The sequence below is a fragment of the Helicobacter sp. genome (assembly GCF_017502485.1).
Classification (GTDB): domain Bacteria; phylum Campylobacterota; class Campylobacteria; order Campylobacterales; family Helicobacteraceae; genus Helicobacter_B.
The window spans coordinates 1-16,491 of record NZ_JAFVUX010000004.1 but is presented as its reverse complement, the minus strand read 5'-3'; the positions used below and the strand labels follow the sequence as shown (position 1 = coordinate 16,491).

The window sequence follows — 16,491 nt, the reverse complement described above, 5'->3', positions numbered from 1 at the left end:
TCTAGCGCGCAAACTTTTGGTGGATTAAGACAAGGTTATTACAGCGAGTCCAAGAGTTCTTCCCACTGCTTCAATACCATAGCTTTAGAAAACTTCTCTTCTACACATTGTTGTACTCTAGCTCCACACTCTTGGCGCAAGCTTTTTGAGTGCATAAGCTCCTGCAATCGCGTAGCATAAGCTTGCAAATCATTATTTTCTATTAAGTTTTTAGCAGATTCTATCACATCGCTAGGTCCAGTATTCACATCAAAAGCGATAAGTGCTAGTCCCATAGAGCCAGCTTCTAGTAGCACCATAGGCAAAGCTTCATAGTAGCTACTCATCGCATATATGCTAGCCTTAGCATATTCCTCATAGATTTTTGTAGTAAAAGGCTTTAGCTTGATGCTAGATTGTAAGCCCTTTTGCGCGATTTTAGATTCTATCTCGCTTTTTATCTCACCATCACCTATAATACAAAGCTTCCAAGCAAATAGCCTCTCATCCTCACGCACTTTCTCCCAAATATCAATAAGTCGCAAAAAGCCCTTTTGATCACCTTCTTCCATACGCCCAACACTTAGCACCACCTGCGCACAGCTATCACACTCCTTTTTGCCAGCAAACTCTGTGATAAAATTAGGGATCACTTCTACACGCTTATAGTGCTTGCTCCAAAGACTATACTGCCTATTTGACAGCACAACAATGCTATCAAATCGTCTTGCGCGCGCCCTTGGGCGAGAAAATGGCAAATGAAAAATTTTGATACTCTTTGGGAAATGACTAAAACTTAATAGGGGGGGGGGCAGATAGATATGGTCATTATCAATAAGAAAGTCAAAGTCTCTAGCAAGCTTACAGATTTTATAGCTTAAAACTCGCTCAAAAACACCGCGGTAGTAGAGCTTGTAGAGTTTGCTTGCTTGTGCTTTTTTATGCATTGGCGCACCACTAAAGTCATAGGCATAATGCAGTCTAACACTAGAATCTAACTCATAGGGCAACTCATTATATCGCTTAAAGCAACTACAAATCCCAACTTCATAGCCTAAATCTTTGCTAAAGGTATTGGCTAGATTTACCACCACGCGCTCTATCCCACCTTTGCGCGTAATATCCCCTACGACAAGGAGCACTTTGCGCGTAGTTTTGATAGATTGACAAGCCCGAGAATCCACTTTCACACTAAAATCATCATTCTGCGTTTTTGACATTGGCTTTGATCCTTGAGCTACATTTGTGTTTTTGCTTCTATGCCAAGTAAATCTAGGGCTTTGGTTAGAGCTAGACTAGTAAGCATGGAAGCTTTCAGCAAGGGGGCTTGCAGAGTGGATTCTAGGATTTTATGCGCATTATAGAATGCGTGGAAGTCCCCAGCAAGCAATTTGGCGTATTCGCAGATTTTCTGCAAGCTTTTCTCCTCCCACGCCATTTGCGCGACTCTTGGCAGTAGCAGTGCCTCAAATACCAACCCTCTAGCAGCCTCTAAAGCCTTACTAGAATCTTTGCTTGCAAAATCAGCTTGTAATATCGCACTAGAATCTAAAGTGCTTTTTTTAAGTAGGGTGTGAATTCTAGCGTTGGCATAATTGATATAAAAAACAGGATTACTAGAGTCCTGCTTACTTAGTGTTGCTACATCAAACTCTAAATGCGTGTCAGGCTTTTTAGAGAGAAAAACAAAGCGTAGCGCATCAGATCCAATATCTGCGACCACATCACGCATAAGGATAAAATTCCCCGCGCGCTTGCTCATTTTATAAGGCTTGCCATCTTGTAGTAAGCTTACCATTTGCGCGAGAAGCACTTGCAACTTAGAAGAATCATAGCCCAAATACTCAATGCTAGCTTTCACCCTAGCGATATAACCGTGGTGATCAGCCCCCCAGATATTGATATAGCGCGAAAAATCTCGGGAAAATTTATCGCTATGATAGATAATGTCCCCAGCTAAATAAGTAGGCTCGCCATCATCGCGCACAACCACGCGATCTTTCTCATCGCCCTTTTTGCTTGAAGCAAGCCAAAGCTTGCCATCTCGCTCATATATGCCTTGATGAGCCTTTAGTTTATCTAGCGTGCTACTCCAGCGCGTAAAAAGCTCTCTTTCACTCACATACCTATCAAAGTGTATCCCACAAGCCACAAGATTATCTTTAATCTCTTGAAGCATTAGGTCTTTACCAAAGTCGCTTAAGGTGGAAATTTGCTCCTTAGTCATTATCTCTTGCCCAAAGTGCGCAATCGCAGCTTTAGCAATGTCGATGACATATTCACCCTTATAGCACTCATCATCATATTCTACACTATCCCCTAGAATCTCCCTGCCTGCTAGGTAGATAGATCTCCCTAGTTTGCTAATTTGCGCGCCTGCGTCATTGACATAGTACTCACTGCTGATACTATGCCCAAGATAGCTCCCAAGTCTCTGCAAGCTATCACCAAGCACCGCACCGCGTGCGTGCCCTATGTGTAGAGGACCTGTGGGATTAGCACTTACATACTCAAGCAAGATCGACTCGCTTGTATCTAAGCACATACTAGATTCTATACGCTTTTTGACTAAGGCAGAGTTAGCAAGCTGATCTAGTAAAGAATCCGCTAAAGTGAGATTAATATACCCCCTAACTTGAGCAACTTTGGCAAACGCGCTATGCTCTTCTAACTGCTTACATAAATCATTGGCAATTATCTCTGGAGAAAGCTTCTGTACTTTAGCTAGTATAAAAGCCACTGGTGTGGCAAAATGCCCAAATTCTCTATTTTTAGGTCGCTCTAGCACAGCATCGCAACGAGCGACTTGAGAGATGATGGACTTGATATACTCATACATTGTACTACCTTAAGCAAGCGGTTATTTAGTAGTTTTTGAAGATTTGGTAGCTTTGGCAACCTTAGAATCTTTCGTGCTAGATTGCTTAGCTTTTGACTGCGTGGGCTTTTGAGAACCTGCGCTTTCGCTAGATTTTGTCTTGTTTGTTGAGCCTTTGGGGCGTCCGCGCTTTTTGGGTGCGGTGCTTACTTCAACGCGCACCACTTGCGGCTGCTGGACTTGTGTTTGCTCAAGGCTTTCTTGCTTTGGTGCCGGGCTAGCTAGGGGAGCAATTGAGCTAGAATCTAGGCTTCCTTCTTCATCATCACGCACTGCTTTTTTAAAGCCTTTAATCCCTGTACCAAGCCCTTTCAAAAGCTCAGGGATCTTTTTTCCCCCACCAAATAGCAATAGGACCACAAGCAAAACAATCAGTCAATGCCACCAACTAAAACTTCCCATACTTGCTCCTTACATAAAAATAGGCGGTATTCTAAAGTGTTTTTATTTAATTGTAAATTAGATTCTACTATCGATGCTATTTATAATGCTATCCACAACGCCACCTTCGTGCCACTATTTCACATCTTCACCGACATCCTGCCATAGCGATTTGTAAATGCTAGGCTGCGGGATAAACTCTAGTGAAGTAGCGATCCCTATAATAGCGCGCTTGGCACTTTGTATATCATCGTTGACGATAAGATAGTCAAAATGTGAAAGTTGCTGCATTTCATTATAGGCGTGCAGCAAGCGTAGCTCGATGTTTTGCGCAGAGTCTGTCTGCCTACTCTCTAATCTTTTACGCAAAACTTCCTTGCTTCGTGTTGTGATAAAAACTGAGCGCGCTAGATTTCCATAGTACTCTTTAATGCTCTGGTGTCCTTGCACATCGACATCAAATACCACAAGCTTGCCTTGCTCTAGTGCTTGTGTGATAGGCGCAAGTGCGGTGCCGTAGTAGTTATTATGCACATGTGCCCACTCCAAAAACTCCCCTTGCTTGATATCCGCAATAAACTGCTCTTGGCTTACAAAGTGATAATCCACTCCATCGCGCTCACTCTCTCGCGGAGCACGGGTAGTCGTAGAAATAGAGAAGTAAATATCACTAAAATGCTCTTGTAAAATCTTACATAAAGTCGATTTACCTGAGCCTGAAGGACCAGATAGGATCAATATCCGACCAAACAAATCCCCTTGGGTAGATTGTGGCGCGCGTGTCATATCTTATCCGAGAAGCTAATATTGATTGAGATTTGCGCACCATTGAGCAAAGATCGGATCTCTTGGGCAGATTTGTTGGCTAAAAGCTCACTAAATAGCTGAGCTTGAGTTTGGTTCGCCTGTGTGATGCTGGGACGATCATCTGGCTGAGCTAAGCCACCTAGAGTATCTCCGCAATCGCTTGCAAATAGATCCAAACCGCCAAGCGATTGCATTTCATCACGCAAGGCATTAATAGCCTGCAAACTCGTGCCAAACTCGCCAAGATCCTGCGGTGCACCTTGATCAGATGCGGACTCACTCTCAAGCTCTTGCAAATCGTGTGCCACCATAGAATCCAATGTATCTTTAGATGTTAGCTCATCTAGTATTCGCTCTTGCGCTTGGGACTCTTGGTCTAGCATACTGGATTCTAGCCCTATGCCCAAATCTTCTTCTACATCTTTAGTAACACTCTCTTCCAAATTTCCCAAATCTTGCGCTAAATCCTTCCCTGATTCCCCCAAATTCTCTTGAGACACAGAATCCACTTGAGTGCCATCCTTAGATTCTAGCTCTTCATCACTAGACGCTTGCCTAGCTTCGATCTCTTGCTCTTGTGCGCCTTGAGCAAGCCCTATAGCTTCTTGGGCTTGAGCTTCTTCTGTCTCACTCTCTTCTATCTCCATAGTTTCATCTTCTGCTACTTCTGCTAGCACTTCAAACTCTTGCTCTTTCTCGCCTTCTTGCTCTTGTGCAGACTCTACCAGCTTGCTTGCTTGATCTTGTGGATCTAGGGTCTCTAACTCACTAGACTCTATATCTTCCTCTTCCATCTCTATATCTGCTGTCTCTGCACTTTGTGTAGATTCTACATTTGGGAGATCTTCGCCTAATGCTTGACAAATCTCACTCTCACTTAGCTGCAAGTAGTCTTCGTTAGCAGACTCTTTGGCTTCTTGCGCACTAGAATCTGTCTCCACTTGCGCCAAATCATCAAGCTCAATATCAGCAAACTCCTGTGTGTTAGATTCTAGATCACCCTCATCATATACACTATCTGTGCTCTCGCTACTCTCATTGCTGCTTTCTAGTGTGCTAGATTCTAGTGGCTCTGCGGCATCAGCTGATGTAGTTTCTTCAAGCAGATTTTTGACAAGCGTGAGCTCATCTTGTGAGAGCACTTCACACTCAGCTTGCTCCTCCAGTAACTCCATAGCAGCACTTCCCCCATCTTGTGCATTTTGCGCACTCTCACCTAATACACTCATCTCACTGCCATCAAGCACCTGCTCGGTAGCTTGATCATCGCTGGCTTCATCTTGCGCTTGCCCTAATACTTCTTCAAGCTCCACTTCAGACAATTCATCTTGCGCGCTAGATTCTAGCTCATCAAGATCCACCGTACTTGGTGCTTCTTCCACCACATCTAGCTCTGCAATATCATCTGTTTGAACTTGTGGGTCGCTAGAATCTATCTCTTTTGGGATATTCTCAAGCAACTCGCCTTGCGCGAGATCTCCTGCTAGATCTTGTGCACTTTCCTCCAAAGAAGTGTCAAGAGCTATGTCAATATCACTAGATTCTAGTGATTCTTTTGTTTGAGACTCCTGCACTTGCTCGCTAGAATCTAAGCCATCAAGCCCCTGTTCTCCAAGCTCATCTAAGCTACTATCTGCGACTACCAAAGAATCAGCAATATCACTAGACTCTACACTATCTTCTGCTATTGGTGCTGACGACTTCTTAGCACCAATAGCATCTAAATCATCCATATCGCTTTCTTCTAGGAAGTTTATGGCACTATCAAGATCTTCCAAGCCACCTTGCTCTAGCTCACTAGAATCTAAGCTATCAGAGCTTTGATCAGCACTCTGTAGCACTTGCTCTAGCTCACTTGTCTTGACATTTGGCGTGTCTGCAATATCAGACGATATATTATCTGCCAGCGGTGGAAGTGGAGACTCTGCATCAAACTCCTGTGTAATATCAAAATCTCCAAGCTTATCAAGTGCGCTCATATCAATGTCTGGTATTTTTAGATCACCATCAACTTGGGCAATTTCTTCCTTTGTAACTTCAGAAGCATTGTGCAAGTCCTGCCCTACTTTTAGCAACTCTGCTTGCAAAATATCCAAAATATCCGTGGGTAAAAATGGCTTCTTTACAATATGAGAAAACTCTTTAAGTGCTTTTGTCTTAGCGTAAAGCAAGCAGCTTAAACAATCTTGCGCAATAGATTTTATGCGATCCTTATCTGTGCCCAGCGCACCTTCATCGACAAAGACAAAATGATCTTTTGTCAATGCGCTTACATCAAGCTCATCTGTGTTTGCATAGCCTGTAAGTGTAATCCCTATTTTTTTGGCTGTGGCTTCAATGAGTTTTGCCACCATTGGATCCATATTGATCAAAATGATTTTCATAAAGTTACCTAATTTGGAGTAGAATAGCGTGGATTATAGCATATTTTTTACCCAAAGGGCTTTTGATGAGAAAAATCCTAACATTGCTGATGGGCTCGTGGCTCACAGCGACACTCTGCCAAGCAAAAAGCGATCTGTTTATGTTACCTTATGAGCAGGACAAAGCCTTTAAAAGCCTGCACGGCTCACTAAAGCACGCGCAAAAAAGCATTGATATAGCCATTTATAGCTTCACTAATAGAGAGCTTGCCAAAGCCCTGCGAGATAGCGCTAAAAGGGGCGTTAAAATCCGCATTATCTTTGATGAAAGCAACAAGAATGATGCACGCTCAATGATTGGCTACTTGGAGAAGTATAACAACATCACAACCTGCTTGCTCAAAGGAGAGAAATCCCCAAATGGCAACTACTATGGTATAATGCACCAAAAGCTTGCAATCATTGACAAACGCCTACTTTACATCGGCTCAGCAAATTGGAGTAAAAATGCATTTGAAAACAGCTATGAAACGCTATTTTACGATGATGATCCCTATCTTGTCTCCAAAGCTTCGCGCTACTATGCGGAGATGTTTAAACTCTGCCGACCATTTTAGCCCAGCAGTCAAAGGATAATCTTGAATATAGACACCAGCAGGGGGTTCAAGGAGATTCAAGCCTATCTCCACACAATTACGGGAATCTACCTAGATGCCTCTAAGCAAACAATGATGAAAAACCGCTTAGATTCTCTTAAGCAATTTCCTATCTTTGATGGTATCACCACGGCAGCCGAGCTAATCACCCTTGCGAACAAAAACTCTCAAGCAAAACAGCTTTTCATCAATGCTTTTACCACTAATCAAACAGACTTTTTCCGCGAGAAAGTGCATTTCCAAGATATGCTTGATCGCGTTTTACCAACACTCTTTCAAAACCAATTCAATATCAAAATCTACTGCGCTGCTTCATCAACAGGTGAAGAGCCTTACTCCATAGCAGCCACGGTACTATATGCCTGTGAGATATATAACTCTTCTTGCAATGTGGAGATCTATGCAAGCGATATTGACACAAAAGTCTTGCAAGAAGCTAAAGATGGGGTTTTTACCTTAAGTCCCACGCTTAATCTGCCTAATTGGGTGAATATGGATAGGTATTTTGACACACTGCAAATCTCTGCAAATGGCACAAAAACTATCCGCGCTAAAACAGCTCTAAGAAAAATGGTAAAATTTTTCCAGCTTAATTTGCACGACTCCACTTATCCATTTCGCCAAGATGAGTTTGACACCATCTTCTGTCGCAATGTGCTTATCTACTTCCAGCCTCAAGAGCAAGAAGCAATTTTAGGGAAGCTTTTACGATTTTTAAAGGTTAATGGCACACTCTACATAGGACACGCAGATGATATTTTAGGGCTTAAAGATAAGGTGGAGAGACTAGGTAACAAAACCTATGTCAAAATCCGGGACTAACTAAGGATAATATATGAGAGCGGTTGAAGAGAAGCGGCATCCAGATGTGCTACTAAAGAGTAATCCTTGCTTGATTAATCGCGAGAAACTCATCGTTATAGGCTCTTCGACAGGCGGTCCCATAGCCCTAGAAGAAATCTTTGTCGCTCTGCCAGCGTGCAGTCTTCCACCCATTGTGGTGGTGCAGCATATCCCAGAGCATTTTAGCCAAACGCTAGCCAAGCGGCTTGATATGAAATCCAAGCTTAGTGTATTTGAAGTCAATCAGCGACTTATCTTGAAAAACGACAGCATTTATCTCGCAAAAGGTGGGACGCAAATTATGCTAGGTTATGAAAATGGCAAATACTCTGCTCGCCCCATCTTAGATGCCCCTAGAATCTCAAGACATCGTCCAAGTGTAGATATTCTTTTTCGCTCAGCAAACAATATCGCTGGACGCAATGTACTAGCTATTATCCTTACAGGTATGGGTGATGATGGCTGCATAGGCATTAAAGAGCTACACGATAATGGTGCTAGAACAATTGCACAAAATGAGCAAACCTGCGTGGTATTTGGTATGCCAAAGCGCGCGATAGAAGTAGGTGCAGTCGATGAGATTTTACCACTAAATAAAATGGCAGATAGGATTGTGAAATTTGCTAGCAAAAATGATGAGAGCCCATACTAGTTCTCTAGCTTTGGTAGTTTTAGATTCTACTAAAATCTAGCTCTTACGATCTTGCCCCACTATCCCTTGTGGCTTGGCATAGTGCTCCCAAATAGGTAGATCAAAAATCTCTGGTGTATTTACCAGCACTTCAAAAGGCGTGAAACGCTCCTTATACCCCACACTATGATGATCTTTAATCCAATACCCCGGATAAAAGTAAGGGAGATTTTTGCTCTTAGCAATGAGAAGCTGGGTTAGGATATTAAAAGTCCCTAGGCTAAGTTTAGAGAACTTATGATCATAGAAAAAATATGCCGCAGAAATTCCATGATGCAGTAAGTCAAAATACCCAACCCCAGCAAGCTTACCATCGATTTTGTAGCTAATTTCACAGCCAAAGTCCCCATACCCATCAACAAAGCTTTCGCGATAGCTATCCGCGCTCATTTCTTGGTAGTTCCAGCCTTTTTTACCTTCCATAACTTGATGATATTTATCATAGAGCCACAGCTTTTCATCACTTATACTAGGGCGTGCTATGGTGATAGAAGTTTGCACATTTTTGGCAATTACACGACGATGAGATTTACTAAGGACAAAGTCCCCTACCCTTTGGCGGATTGATATACACTCGCTACACCCCGCACACATCGGAGTGAAAAAATACTCCCCAAACCGACGAAACCCACGCTCAATCAGTGCTTGACAAAGAGATTTTGAGCAATCTTGAATAAAAAAGTAGCGAAAGTAAGAATACCTATCGCCATAATAGTCACAAGTCCTACAGGGCTTGGAGTAAAACTCTATAAGCTGCAACAATGATAAAACCTATTTGATATTAGCAAGTTTTAGAGTAAATTCCACTTCACCGCGTCCTATACGCAACTCCTTAGCAATAGAATCCACACTAAAGCCATTTTGAAACATATCAATAATCTTTTTCTCATCAATATCCCCACCACTTGAGCTAAAGCTCCCATACTCACGCACACGATTTTCAAGACTCATAATCTTCTCATCATAATGATTGCGTAACAAATCAATGTCCTTATCTAGCTCTATGAGCTTTTTATTAAGCGCGATAAGCTTGTCGTTGGTAGCGTTGAACTTGAATTCTCCATTTTCTGTGGTGAGAAACTCTTGGCTTGCGAGACTTGCTTCGATCTTTTGCTGGGTTTTTTGCACTTTATACATCTCTTTGACAATTGTTTCTATGGCATTTTCAAAGCGTAGAATACGCTTTGAAGTGTCTTTGTCTTTAATGATCATATAGGCAAGCACACACACTAACACAAATCCGATCCCCCCAACACACACCAAAAAAAGATCTTGATCAATCATCATTTTTTATCCTTTGCTGAAGTTGTCTCTGTCGTAGCTGCTCCATCTCCATAGATACAATAAAACTATCAATCGCTTGAGTGTTATGTGAATGTATGCGCACAATTTGCAAGATATTTTCTGCGATAGCACAGGCAAACACTCCTATCACACGCTGGGAAAAATTAGGCAAACAAAAGCGCGCATAGTAGAATCTACCTTTGATAAAGGCAGATTCTTTCACACAAAGCACGCCGTGCCCTAGCCCATACAATACCCCCTGTACTTCAAGTGGAAGCAAAATATTCTTCTCTTGTAGGATATGGCTTTCAATCTTACTAAGTCGCTGTTGCAAGTCAACAAGCAACTCTAGCACAAGGATCAAAGAAGTGCTTTTTTCTTTAGAAGCAAAATGCATAGCTTGCGCAATAAGATCATGACCCATCGCACTAAGTGTTTCGTATTCTTGTAGGAACTTTATATCATCGCTAGATTCTAGAGTGTTTGTCTGCGAGTGGATCATTGTAAAATCTACAGGGATACGGCACTCTATAATGCGCGTTTGTATGCCACACTCTTGCGTGGTTCTTATAAAATCATGCAAGAGATCGCTACTCATAGTGCCCCACTCAAACGCACAGCCCCATCACATACAATGCAAGCCAAAAACACAAAGCCCAAGTAGCCATTTGTTACAAAAAATGCTTTAGGAATATTAGCGAAGTTTTTATGCACAAGATATTGCTCGTAGATAAGCATACCCATACTTAGCCCCACACCAAGCCACGCAAGTGCACTAAGCCCAGCCACATACACAAAGCCACACCACAAGACTACTGCACAAATATGAAAACCCCGAGAAATGAGCAAAGAGTACTTAATACCAAAGCGTGAAGGAATTGAAAACAGCCCTTCTTGCTTATCTGCTTGTATATCCTGTAGGGAGTATAACACATCAAAGCCAGCCACCCAAAACACCACACCAAAAGCTAGCAACACACTCCACACAGGCACGAAACCTTGCACAGCAATAACTCCAGCAATAGGTGCAAGCCCTAGTGAAACCCCAAGCACCAAATGCGCTAGAGAACTAAAACGCTTCATAAAACTATACCCACCCAAAATAGCCAAAAACGGCACGCTAAGAGCGAGTGCAAGACTATTGATTAATGCACTTGAGAGCACAAAAACTAGCACATTAATAATACAAAACACTAGAATCTTGCGTGCAGAAAGCCTACCATCCACACTTGGGCGACTTTTTGTGCGCTCGTTGCGCGCATCAATATCTCTATCGCAAAAGCGATTAAACCCCATAGCAAAATTCCTAGCACTAATAAGTGCTACAATACATAGAGCAAATGTCTTCCACCCTACCCAAAGACTCATATTTGTCTCTACACTTGCTACACACATAGCCATTAGGATAAAAGACGCGCTAAAAATCGTGTGCTCAAAGGCTACTAGCTCGCTAAAATTTTTTAGTGATATTTTCGTGCGACTCCAGATTTTTACAGCAAATTGCATACTACTTGATCCCTAGTGATACGACTTTTTTCAATCCATCTGCCACACTAATATCTGTACGCTCTACCTTATCCTTTTCCACGCGGAACAAAAAGCCTGAAGTGGGATTAGGAGTCGTAGGCACAAACACCCACAAATGCTCATCTTCTTCTTTTGTAATAAAGCCCACTACCTTATGCTCTCCCAAGCGTAAATAGCCCACTCCTAAATATTCCGCTCCACCAGAGCCAGAAAACATCTTTACTACATCTTTGATAATATGATAGACCGATGCGACTCCGGGGATTCTATCAATCACAAATTCTGAGAGCTTTAGCAGGATAAAATCCTTATTTTTCTCAAGCAAATATCCAGCATATGCCAAAATAAAAAGCAGTATTAGCACAATCGCAAGAGTCGCTAACGAATTATTTGCAGTTGTGTTGAAAATCACCCCAATAATGCGTGCTAAAATCCCATAAGCAAAAGTAAGAATCCATAGCAGAATAATAACAGGAGCCAATGCCAAAAGCCCCTTGCCAATGAGTCTAAAAAGCGTAGGCATAACCAATCTCCTTATGTATAGCTTGTAAGTCTAACATTTTATCTAAAGCTTTGCAAACCCTATTAGTGCCTCAGCTTACTCCGCTGGGCAAGGATATTAAGTACTTCTACACCCAGTGCAAAGAACATCGCAAAATACACATACCCACGCGGGATTTCAAAGTGGAATCCATCTGCAAGCAGCACAATGCCCACAATGAGCAAAAATGCTAGAGCTAGAATCTTAAGAGTAGGATAAGTGTCAATAAACCTTGAGATAACTTCAGAAGCAAACATCATCAAAAGCACCGCAATTATAATAGCGATTATCATCACTTCAATATGCTCTGCCATACCAACTGCTGTGATAACAGAATCTAACGAAAACACAATGTCAATAATCCCTATTTGCACAATCGTACTAAAAAACCCAGCTTGTCGATTTTGGACTTCTTGTGTCTCTTGTGTATGTGTGATGTGGTTGTGAATTTCTAGCACGCTTTTATACATTAAAAACATCCCCCCGGCAATTAACACAATATCTCGCCCGGATATTGATAAATCCATTGTGTTAAAAAGTGGCGTTGTAAGCTTGGTGATCCAAAAAAGCATACCAAGCAAAGCCATACGCGTAACAAGCGCGAACCCAAGCCCTAGAATCCTAGCCTTACGCTGCTGCTCTTTAGGTAGTCTTGCAACCAAAATAGCAAGAAAAATTAGGTTATCAATCCCAAGCACTATCTCTAGCGCCACAAGCGTTATAAGAGAAATCCACGCCTGCGGATCGCTTAAAAATGCCATTATAACCAGCCTTTTTTCTTAAAATACAAAATCGGTATAACAGTTGAGATAATCATCACGACAATGACCATAGGATAGCCGAGCTCCCACTCAAGCTCTGGCATATATTTGAAGTTCATACCATAAATAGTGCCAATGAGTGTGGGAGGCATCATCGCCATAGTTGCCACCGTGAAAAGCTTGATAATCTTGTTTTGTTCAATATTAACACGACTTGCAAAGAGACTTTGTGTATTATCAAGCATATTGAGATTAACTGTGGTAAATTCTACAAGTGAGTTTAAATCTTTTAGCACAATGCTTAGGTCCTTTTTGATCTCAGGATCGACTTTATAGCTTTTAAGCAGTGCTGTAATAGCACGCCGTTTGTCAAAGAGTGAGTCTCTAACGCTTAGATTAAACTCCTGTAAGCTAGAAAGCTTGGCAAGCTGGGCGGTGTGATCACTTGCTTCTTCATCAAAGACAGCCTTGCGCAATAGCTTTGTAAGCTGCGCTGCACCTTCCAGCATATCGGCATCTTGCTCCACACGCACTTCAAAGATTTTACTTAAAATATCATAGCCATCTTCAAAGCTCCTAGGGCTTAGCAACACGCTTTGCTGAATCTCACCAAACACCTTAAAATCTGCATAGCGAATCGTAAAAAGTATGCCTTGAAAAAGGATAAAAGTAACCGTCTCATTCTGCAAATCCATACTTGTGCTACGCATAAGGAAGTAAGTATTAATCGTAATGCTTTGGGCATCTTCAAAATATCTAGCTGACTGCTCAATCTCTTCTCGCTCTTCTTTTGTAGGTATATCAAGCGTATAGGTTTGAGCGATATGAGAGACTTCAGCAGTCGTAGGATGGAGCAAGTCTATCCATAGCACATCTTCTGGGAGTTGTAGATTCTCTGTGCTGCTAATGTCTTTCCTGCAAACGCTGCCACCTTTTTTGAAGAATACATTCATCATCACGCACTCCTAAACCATCTACTAGAATCTACTATTACTTCTTATCAAGCACCTCAAATGCTGGGAGAATCTTACCTTCTAAAAGCTCTAGGCTAGCTCCACCACCTGTTGAAATAAAGCTCATATTATCTCTCTCCCCCGCACGCTCAATCGCATCAGCCGTATCTCCGCCACCAATTAAGCTAAAGGCATAGGTATCTGCGATAGCATGAGCTAGATTAAATGTACCCCTTGAAAATTGTGAGATCTCATAGATACCTAGCGGTCCGTTCCAAATAATTGTCTGTGAGCTTTGGATCACCTCGCTAAAAAGCTTTGTTGTAGCAGGTCCCATATCCACTGCCATATAGCCACTTGGGACATCTTGGGCTGGTGTGATTTTGATATTAGCGTGGGTGGCAATATCATCTGTGCTAACAACATCAACAGGCAGATAAATTTTCACGCCCTTTTGTGCAGCTTTGTGCAAAATATTGCGCGCTTCATCAATAAGCTCCACTTCTACAAGCGACTTTGCCATATCAAAGCCTAGAGATGCTAGGAATGTATTACTCATCGCTCCACCGATAATGATTTTATCAACCACATCAATGATGTTTGAGAGTAGCTCAAGCTTGGAACTAACCTTACTCCCACCCACGATGAGTAGCACGGGCTTGAGTGGATTAGCAAGAGCTTTGGCAAAAGAATCGATCTCCTTTTTTAGCAAGAGTCCTGCGACTTTATGCTGCACAAAAGAGGCGACTCCATAGGTACTGGCGTGCGCTCTATGACTCGTGCCAAAGGCATCATTAACAAAAACATCACACAAAGAAGCAAGCTTTTCACTAAGCTCTGGGGCATTTTTTTCTTCTTCTTTGTAGAATCGTATATTTTCTAGCAAGATAATGCTCCCCTTAGGCGCGCTCTCTTGTAGATCTTTTACCGCTTCAATGGAATCTGCAAAGAGCACACTTGTCTCTAATAGTCTCTCCAAGCGTTTAATGATGTGCTTGAGAGAAAACTCTGGCTGCATACCTTTAGGGCGTCCTAAATGACTTACAAGCACAATTGATTTTGGCTCATTATCAATACAGTAATTAATTGTAGGTAGAGCCTCTCTAATTCTCGTATCATCAGAAATATCGCAATCATCATCCATTGGCACATTGAAATCCACGCGAATTAAAATATGCTTATCACTTAAATCTATATCTCGTATAGTTTTTACTTGTTGCATAAAACTAATACCAGCAACTTGCTTCATATCTGCTCCTTAAAATCTTGCAATTATGGGCTAATGATACCACAAAAAGACTTAAGCTTGCTTGCGCAATATAAGCGCGCATTCTTTATGGTGCGTGTGTGGAAACTGATCAAAAAGCGCGAAATTTTCTATGCTATGTGTTTGCAAAAGCACTTGCAAATCTTTTAGCAAAGTTTCTGGATTGCACGAGATATAGATGATATAGCAAAAGTCTGCGATAAATGTCAGTATTGCTTTATCACCGATCCCACTTCTTGGCGGATCTATAAGAATATGCGAGAACTTAAAGCTTGATAAATCTATCCCTCTTAAGCGGTAGAATTCTCTCTCTCCACGCAATGCACTCATTGTCTCTGCTCCGCTTAGACGCACGCTTGTGATATTTGTGATGCTATTTAGCAGTGCATTGCGCACAATATGCGCACTAGCAGTTTTGACCATCTCTGTTACTAGCACTTTATTAAAGCACTCTGCTAAAGCTATGGAGAAATTCCCATCACCCCCATACATTTCTAGCAAATCTACGCGCTTGTGCGCTTGTATCATTGATTTAGCAAAGGAGAGCATACAGGCATTCATATAGGCATTTGGCTGGCAAAACTGCCCTTCTTTACGCAGATAGATATAGGGCTTTCCGCATACTTGCACTACATCAGTAACGCAATCTTGCACACTAGAATCCATAGTCCCATCTCTAAAACAGAGTTTTTGATTTTTACTACGTGCTATAACAGCGATATCACACACTCTCTGCTTGCATAGAGCCTTAAGCTCGTGCAGTAGCCCTCTAGCTGCTTGCTCATAGGTAGAATCTAGTCTTTTGTGATAAATAAGCGTTATAGCAACATCGCTACACTGCCACTCATCAGGCTCAATCACATAGCACAAGCCCTGTAAGCTAGAATCCAGCCAAGTCATTGTAGTGGGTTTGGGGAGATTTTTGGGAAAATGCTCTAGCGTGCCAAAGCGTGAGCCTAGCACTTCAATAGCATAGAGCTTTTGGCTTAGGATGCTTGAATGCTGAAGGAGCGGTAGCAATGCGTGCAAGACACTTTGCAAAGCAGGCAAGAGTATAGGGCAGTTTTGGATTTTTATGCGAGAGTTTTTGCCCTTTGCACTCATAGAGAGATAAAGATTTGGTAAAGCATTGGTAGAATCCACATTACTAGACTCTCTATATATGCGAAACTCCGCGCGCGCACGATACCCAGAATCTGGAGAAGCGTAGAGGTGGAATCTAGAACCTAAAGCACTTATATGAAAACACCTATAAAGCTCGCGCGCTTTTGTTTCTAGCGTATTGCTTCTCTCACACCCTCCACATATATCTACAACGGGACAAACCATCGCTATTAATCCTTCAGTCGTGGTAATTCAGCAAGTATCCCCTTTGCTAAAGAAGCCACGCTTGTATGATTGCAAACTAGACCCTACCTACCCCCTGTGCTGGTGGATTGCTTCCACACAATGGATACTGCTTAGACTTATGCAGTTTCTTTAGTAAAATCCAATTTTCTTTACACTAAATCTTTTTCTTATTTGCATCATCTAAGATCGCCTTAGCAATCCCTGATACAC

Annotated in this window: 16 protein-coding genes and 1 pseudogene; 3 read left to right on the top strand and 14 right to left on the bottom strand. The window is 42.0% G+C overall.

The genetic code is table 11. From position 1 onward, the window contains the following. Positions 1 to 38: 38 nt before the first annotated feature. The 5 genes and pseudogenes from IKB69_RS01165 to IKB69_RS01145 all read right to left on the bottom strand — a co-directional run bounded on the left by IKB69_RS01165 (position 39) and on the right by IKB69_RS01145 (position 6,429). Positions 39 to 1,199, bottom strand: a complete 1,161-nt coding sequence (locus IKB69_RS01165; RefSeq protein WP_290945269.1) for a glycosyltransferase — start codon at positions 1,197 to 1,199, stop codon at positions 39 to 41. A gap of 17 nt (positions 1,200 to 1,216) precedes the next feature. After that, on the bottom strand, positions 1,217 to 2,818 hold the full coding sequence (gene argS, locus IKB69_RS01160) for an arginine--tRNA ligase (protein WP_290945266.1): 1,602 nt from the start codon (positions 2,816 to 2,818) through the stop codon (positions 1,217 to 1,219). Positions 2,819 to 3,112: 294 nt separating this feature from the next. Then, a pseudogene (tatA, locus tag IKB69_RS09130) lies at positions 3,113 to 3,232 on the bottom strand (twin-arginine translocase TatA/TatE family subunit); the annotation flags it as partial. 141 nt (positions 3,233 to 3,373) lie between these two features. After that, complete coding sequence (gmk, locus tag IKB69_RS01150) at positions 3,374 to 4,024, bottom strand: guanylate kinase (protein WP_290945265.1); 651 nt, start codon at positions 4,022 to 4,024, stop codon at positions 3,374 to 3,376. Further along, positions 4,021 to 6,429: a hypothetical protein gene (locus IKB69_RS01145; protein ID WP_290945263.1), complete on the bottom strand. Its 2,409-nt coding sequence runs from the start codon at positions 6,427 to 6,429 to the stop codon at positions 4,021 to 4,023. The genes gmk and IKB69_RS01145 overlap by 4 nt, the downstream gene beginning before the upstream one ends. A 65-nt stretch (positions 6,430 to 6,494) precedes the next feature. Between IKB69_RS01145 and IKB69_RS01140 the strand changes: the two genes are divergently transcribed. From IKB69_RS01140 to IKB69_RS01130, 3 genes are read left to right on the top strand one after another with little or no spacing between them, the layout of a single operon-like run. Continuing rightward, positions 6,495 to 7,025 carry a phospholipase D-like domain-containing protein gene (locus IKB69_RS01140; RefSeq protein ID WP_290945261.1) on the top strand — a complete coding sequence of 177 codons (531 nt, stop codon included), beginning with the start codon at positions 6,495 to 6,497 and terminating at the stop codon, positions 7,023 to 7,025. A 21-nt stretch (positions 7,026 to 7,046) separates the two neighbouring features. Further along, positions 7,047 to 7,886, top strand: coding sequence for a protein-glutamate O-methyltransferase CheR (locus IKB69_RS01135; RefSeq protein WP_290945259.1), 840 nt, complete (start codon positions 7,047 to 7,049; stop codon positions 7,884 to 7,886). 13 nt (positions 7,887 to 7,899) lie between these two features. Continuing rightward, entirely contained in the window at positions 7,900 to 8,559 is a 660-nt protein-coding gene (locus tag IKB69_RS01130; RefSeq protein ID WP_290945257.1) for a CheB methylesterase domain-containing protein, read from the top strand. Between the two features lie 36 nt (positions 8,560 to 8,595). Here the strand turns inward: IKB69_RS01130 and IKB69_RS01125 are convergent, their stop codons facing one another. From IKB69_RS01125 to IKB69_RS01085, 9 genes are all read right to left on the bottom strand, one after another. Then, positions 8,596 to 9,360, bottom strand: coding sequence for an arginyltransferase (locus IKB69_RS01125; protein WP_363240017.1), 765 nt, complete (start codon positions 9,358 to 9,360; stop codon positions 8,596 to 8,598). A 9-nt stretch (positions 9,361 to 9,369) separates the two neighbouring features. Next, on the bottom strand, positions 9,370 to 9,885 hold the full coding sequence (locus IKB69_RS01120; RefSeq protein WP_290945255.1) for a hypothetical protein: 516 nt from the start codon (positions 9,883 to 9,885) through the stop codon (positions 9,370 to 9,372). Further along, positions 9,875 to 10,480: a hypothetical protein gene (locus IKB69_RS01115; protein ID WP_290945253.1), complete on the bottom strand. Its 606-nt coding sequence runs from the start codon at positions 10,478 to 10,480 to the stop codon at positions 9,875 to 9,877. Before IKB69_RS01115 ends, IKB69_RS01120 begins: the two co-directional genes overlap by 11 nt. Then, a complete protein-coding gene (mqnP, locus tag IKB69_RS01110; RefSeq protein ID WP_290945251.1) occupies positions 10,477 to 11,388 on the bottom strand; it encodes a menaquinone biosynthesis prenyltransferase MqnP in 912 nt (303 codons plus the stop codon). The genes IKB69_RS01115 and mqnP overlap by 4 nt, the downstream gene beginning before the upstream one ends. A 1-nt stretch (position 11,389) precedes the next feature. Then, positions 11,390 to 11,932, bottom strand: coding sequence for a DUF502 domain-containing protein (locus tag IKB69_RS01105; protein ID WP_290945249.1), 543 nt, complete (start codon positions 11,930 to 11,932; stop codon positions 11,390 to 11,392). Positions 11,933 to 11,994: 62 nt separating this feature from the next. Continuing rightward, positions 11,995 to 12,714 (bottom strand): TerC family protein, encoded by a 720-nt coding sequence (locus IKB69_RS01100; RefSeq protein WP_290945327.1) that lies wholly within the window; start codon positions 12,712 to 12,714, stop codon positions 11,995 to 11,997. After that, complete coding sequence (gene corA, locus IKB69_RS01095; RefSeq protein ID WP_290945247.1) at positions 12,711 to 13,667, bottom strand: magnesium/cobalt transporter CorA; 957 nt, start codon at positions 13,665 to 13,667, stop codon at positions 12,711 to 12,713. Before corA ends, IKB69_RS01100 begins: the two co-directional genes overlap by 4 nt. Before the next feature lie 34 nt (positions 13,668 to 13,701). Next, positions 13,702 to 14,913 carry a phosphoglycerate kinase gene (locus IKB69_RS01090; RefSeq protein WP_290945245.1) on the bottom strand — a complete coding sequence of 404 codons (1,212 nt, stop codon included), beginning with the start codon at positions 14,911 to 14,913 and terminating at the stop codon, positions 13,702 to 13,704. Between the two features lie 51 nt (positions 14,914 to 14,964). Further along, positions 14,965 to 16,260: a hypothetical protein gene (locus IKB69_RS01085; protein ID WP_290945243.1), complete on the bottom strand. Its 1,296-nt coding sequence runs from the start codon at positions 16,258 to 16,260 to the stop codon at positions 14,965 to 14,967. Positions 16,261 to 16,491 lie beyond the last annotated feature (231 nt).

Bases quoted from the DNA above. Each gene is read 5' to 3' on its own strand.
- IKB69_RS01165 (WP_290945269.1), bottom strand. From the start codon at position 1,199: ATGTCAAAAACGCAGAATGATGATTTTAGTGTGAAAGTGGATTCTCGG.
- gmk (WP_290945265.1), bottom strand. From the start codon at position 4,024: ATGACACGCGCGCCACAATCTACCCAAGGGGATTTGTTTGGTCGGATA.
- corA (WP_290945247.1), bottom strand. From the start codon at position 13,667: ATGATGAATGTATTCTTCAAAAAAGGTGGCAGCGTTTGCAGGAAAGAC.
- argS (WP_290945266.1), bottom strand. From the start codon at position 2,818: ATGTATGAGTATATCAAGTCCATCATCTCTCAAGTCGCTCGTTGCGAT.
- IKB69_RS01105 (WP_290945249.1), bottom strand. From the start codon at position 11,932: ATGCCTACGCTTTTTAGACTCATTGGCAAGGGGCTTTTGGCATTGGCT.
- IKB69_RS01115 (WP_290945253.1), bottom strand. From the start codon at position 10,480: ATGAGTAGCGATCTCTTGCATGATTTTATAAGAACCACGCAAGAGTGT.
- mqnP (WP_290945251.1), bottom strand. From the start codon at position 11,388: ATGCAATTTGCTGTAAAAATCTGGAGTCGCACGAAAATATCACTAAAA.
- IKB69_RS01140 (WP_290945261.1), top strand. From the start codon at position 6,495: ATGAGAAAAATCCTAACATTGCTGATGGGCTCGTGGCTCACAGCGACA.
- IKB69_RS01085 (WP_290945243.1), bottom strand. From the start codon at position 16,260: ATGGTTTGTCCCGTTGTAGATATATGTGGAGGGTGTGAGAGAAGCAAT.
- IKB69_RS01130 (WP_290945257.1), top strand. From the start codon at position 7,900: ATGAGAGCGGTTGAAGAGAAGCGGCATCCAGATGTGCTACTAAAGAGT.
- IKB69_RS01120 (WP_290945255.1), bottom strand. From the start codon at position 9,885: ATGATGATTGATCAAGATCTTTTTTTGGTGTGTGTTGGGGGGATCGGA.
- IKB69_RS01090 (WP_290945245.1), bottom strand. From the start codon at position 14,913: ATGAAGCAAGTTGCTGGTATTAGTTTTATGCAACAAGTAAAAACTATA.
- IKB69_RS01145 (WP_290945263.1), bottom strand. From the start codon at position 6,429: ATGAAAATCATTTTGATCAATATGGATCCAATGGTGGCAAAACTCATT.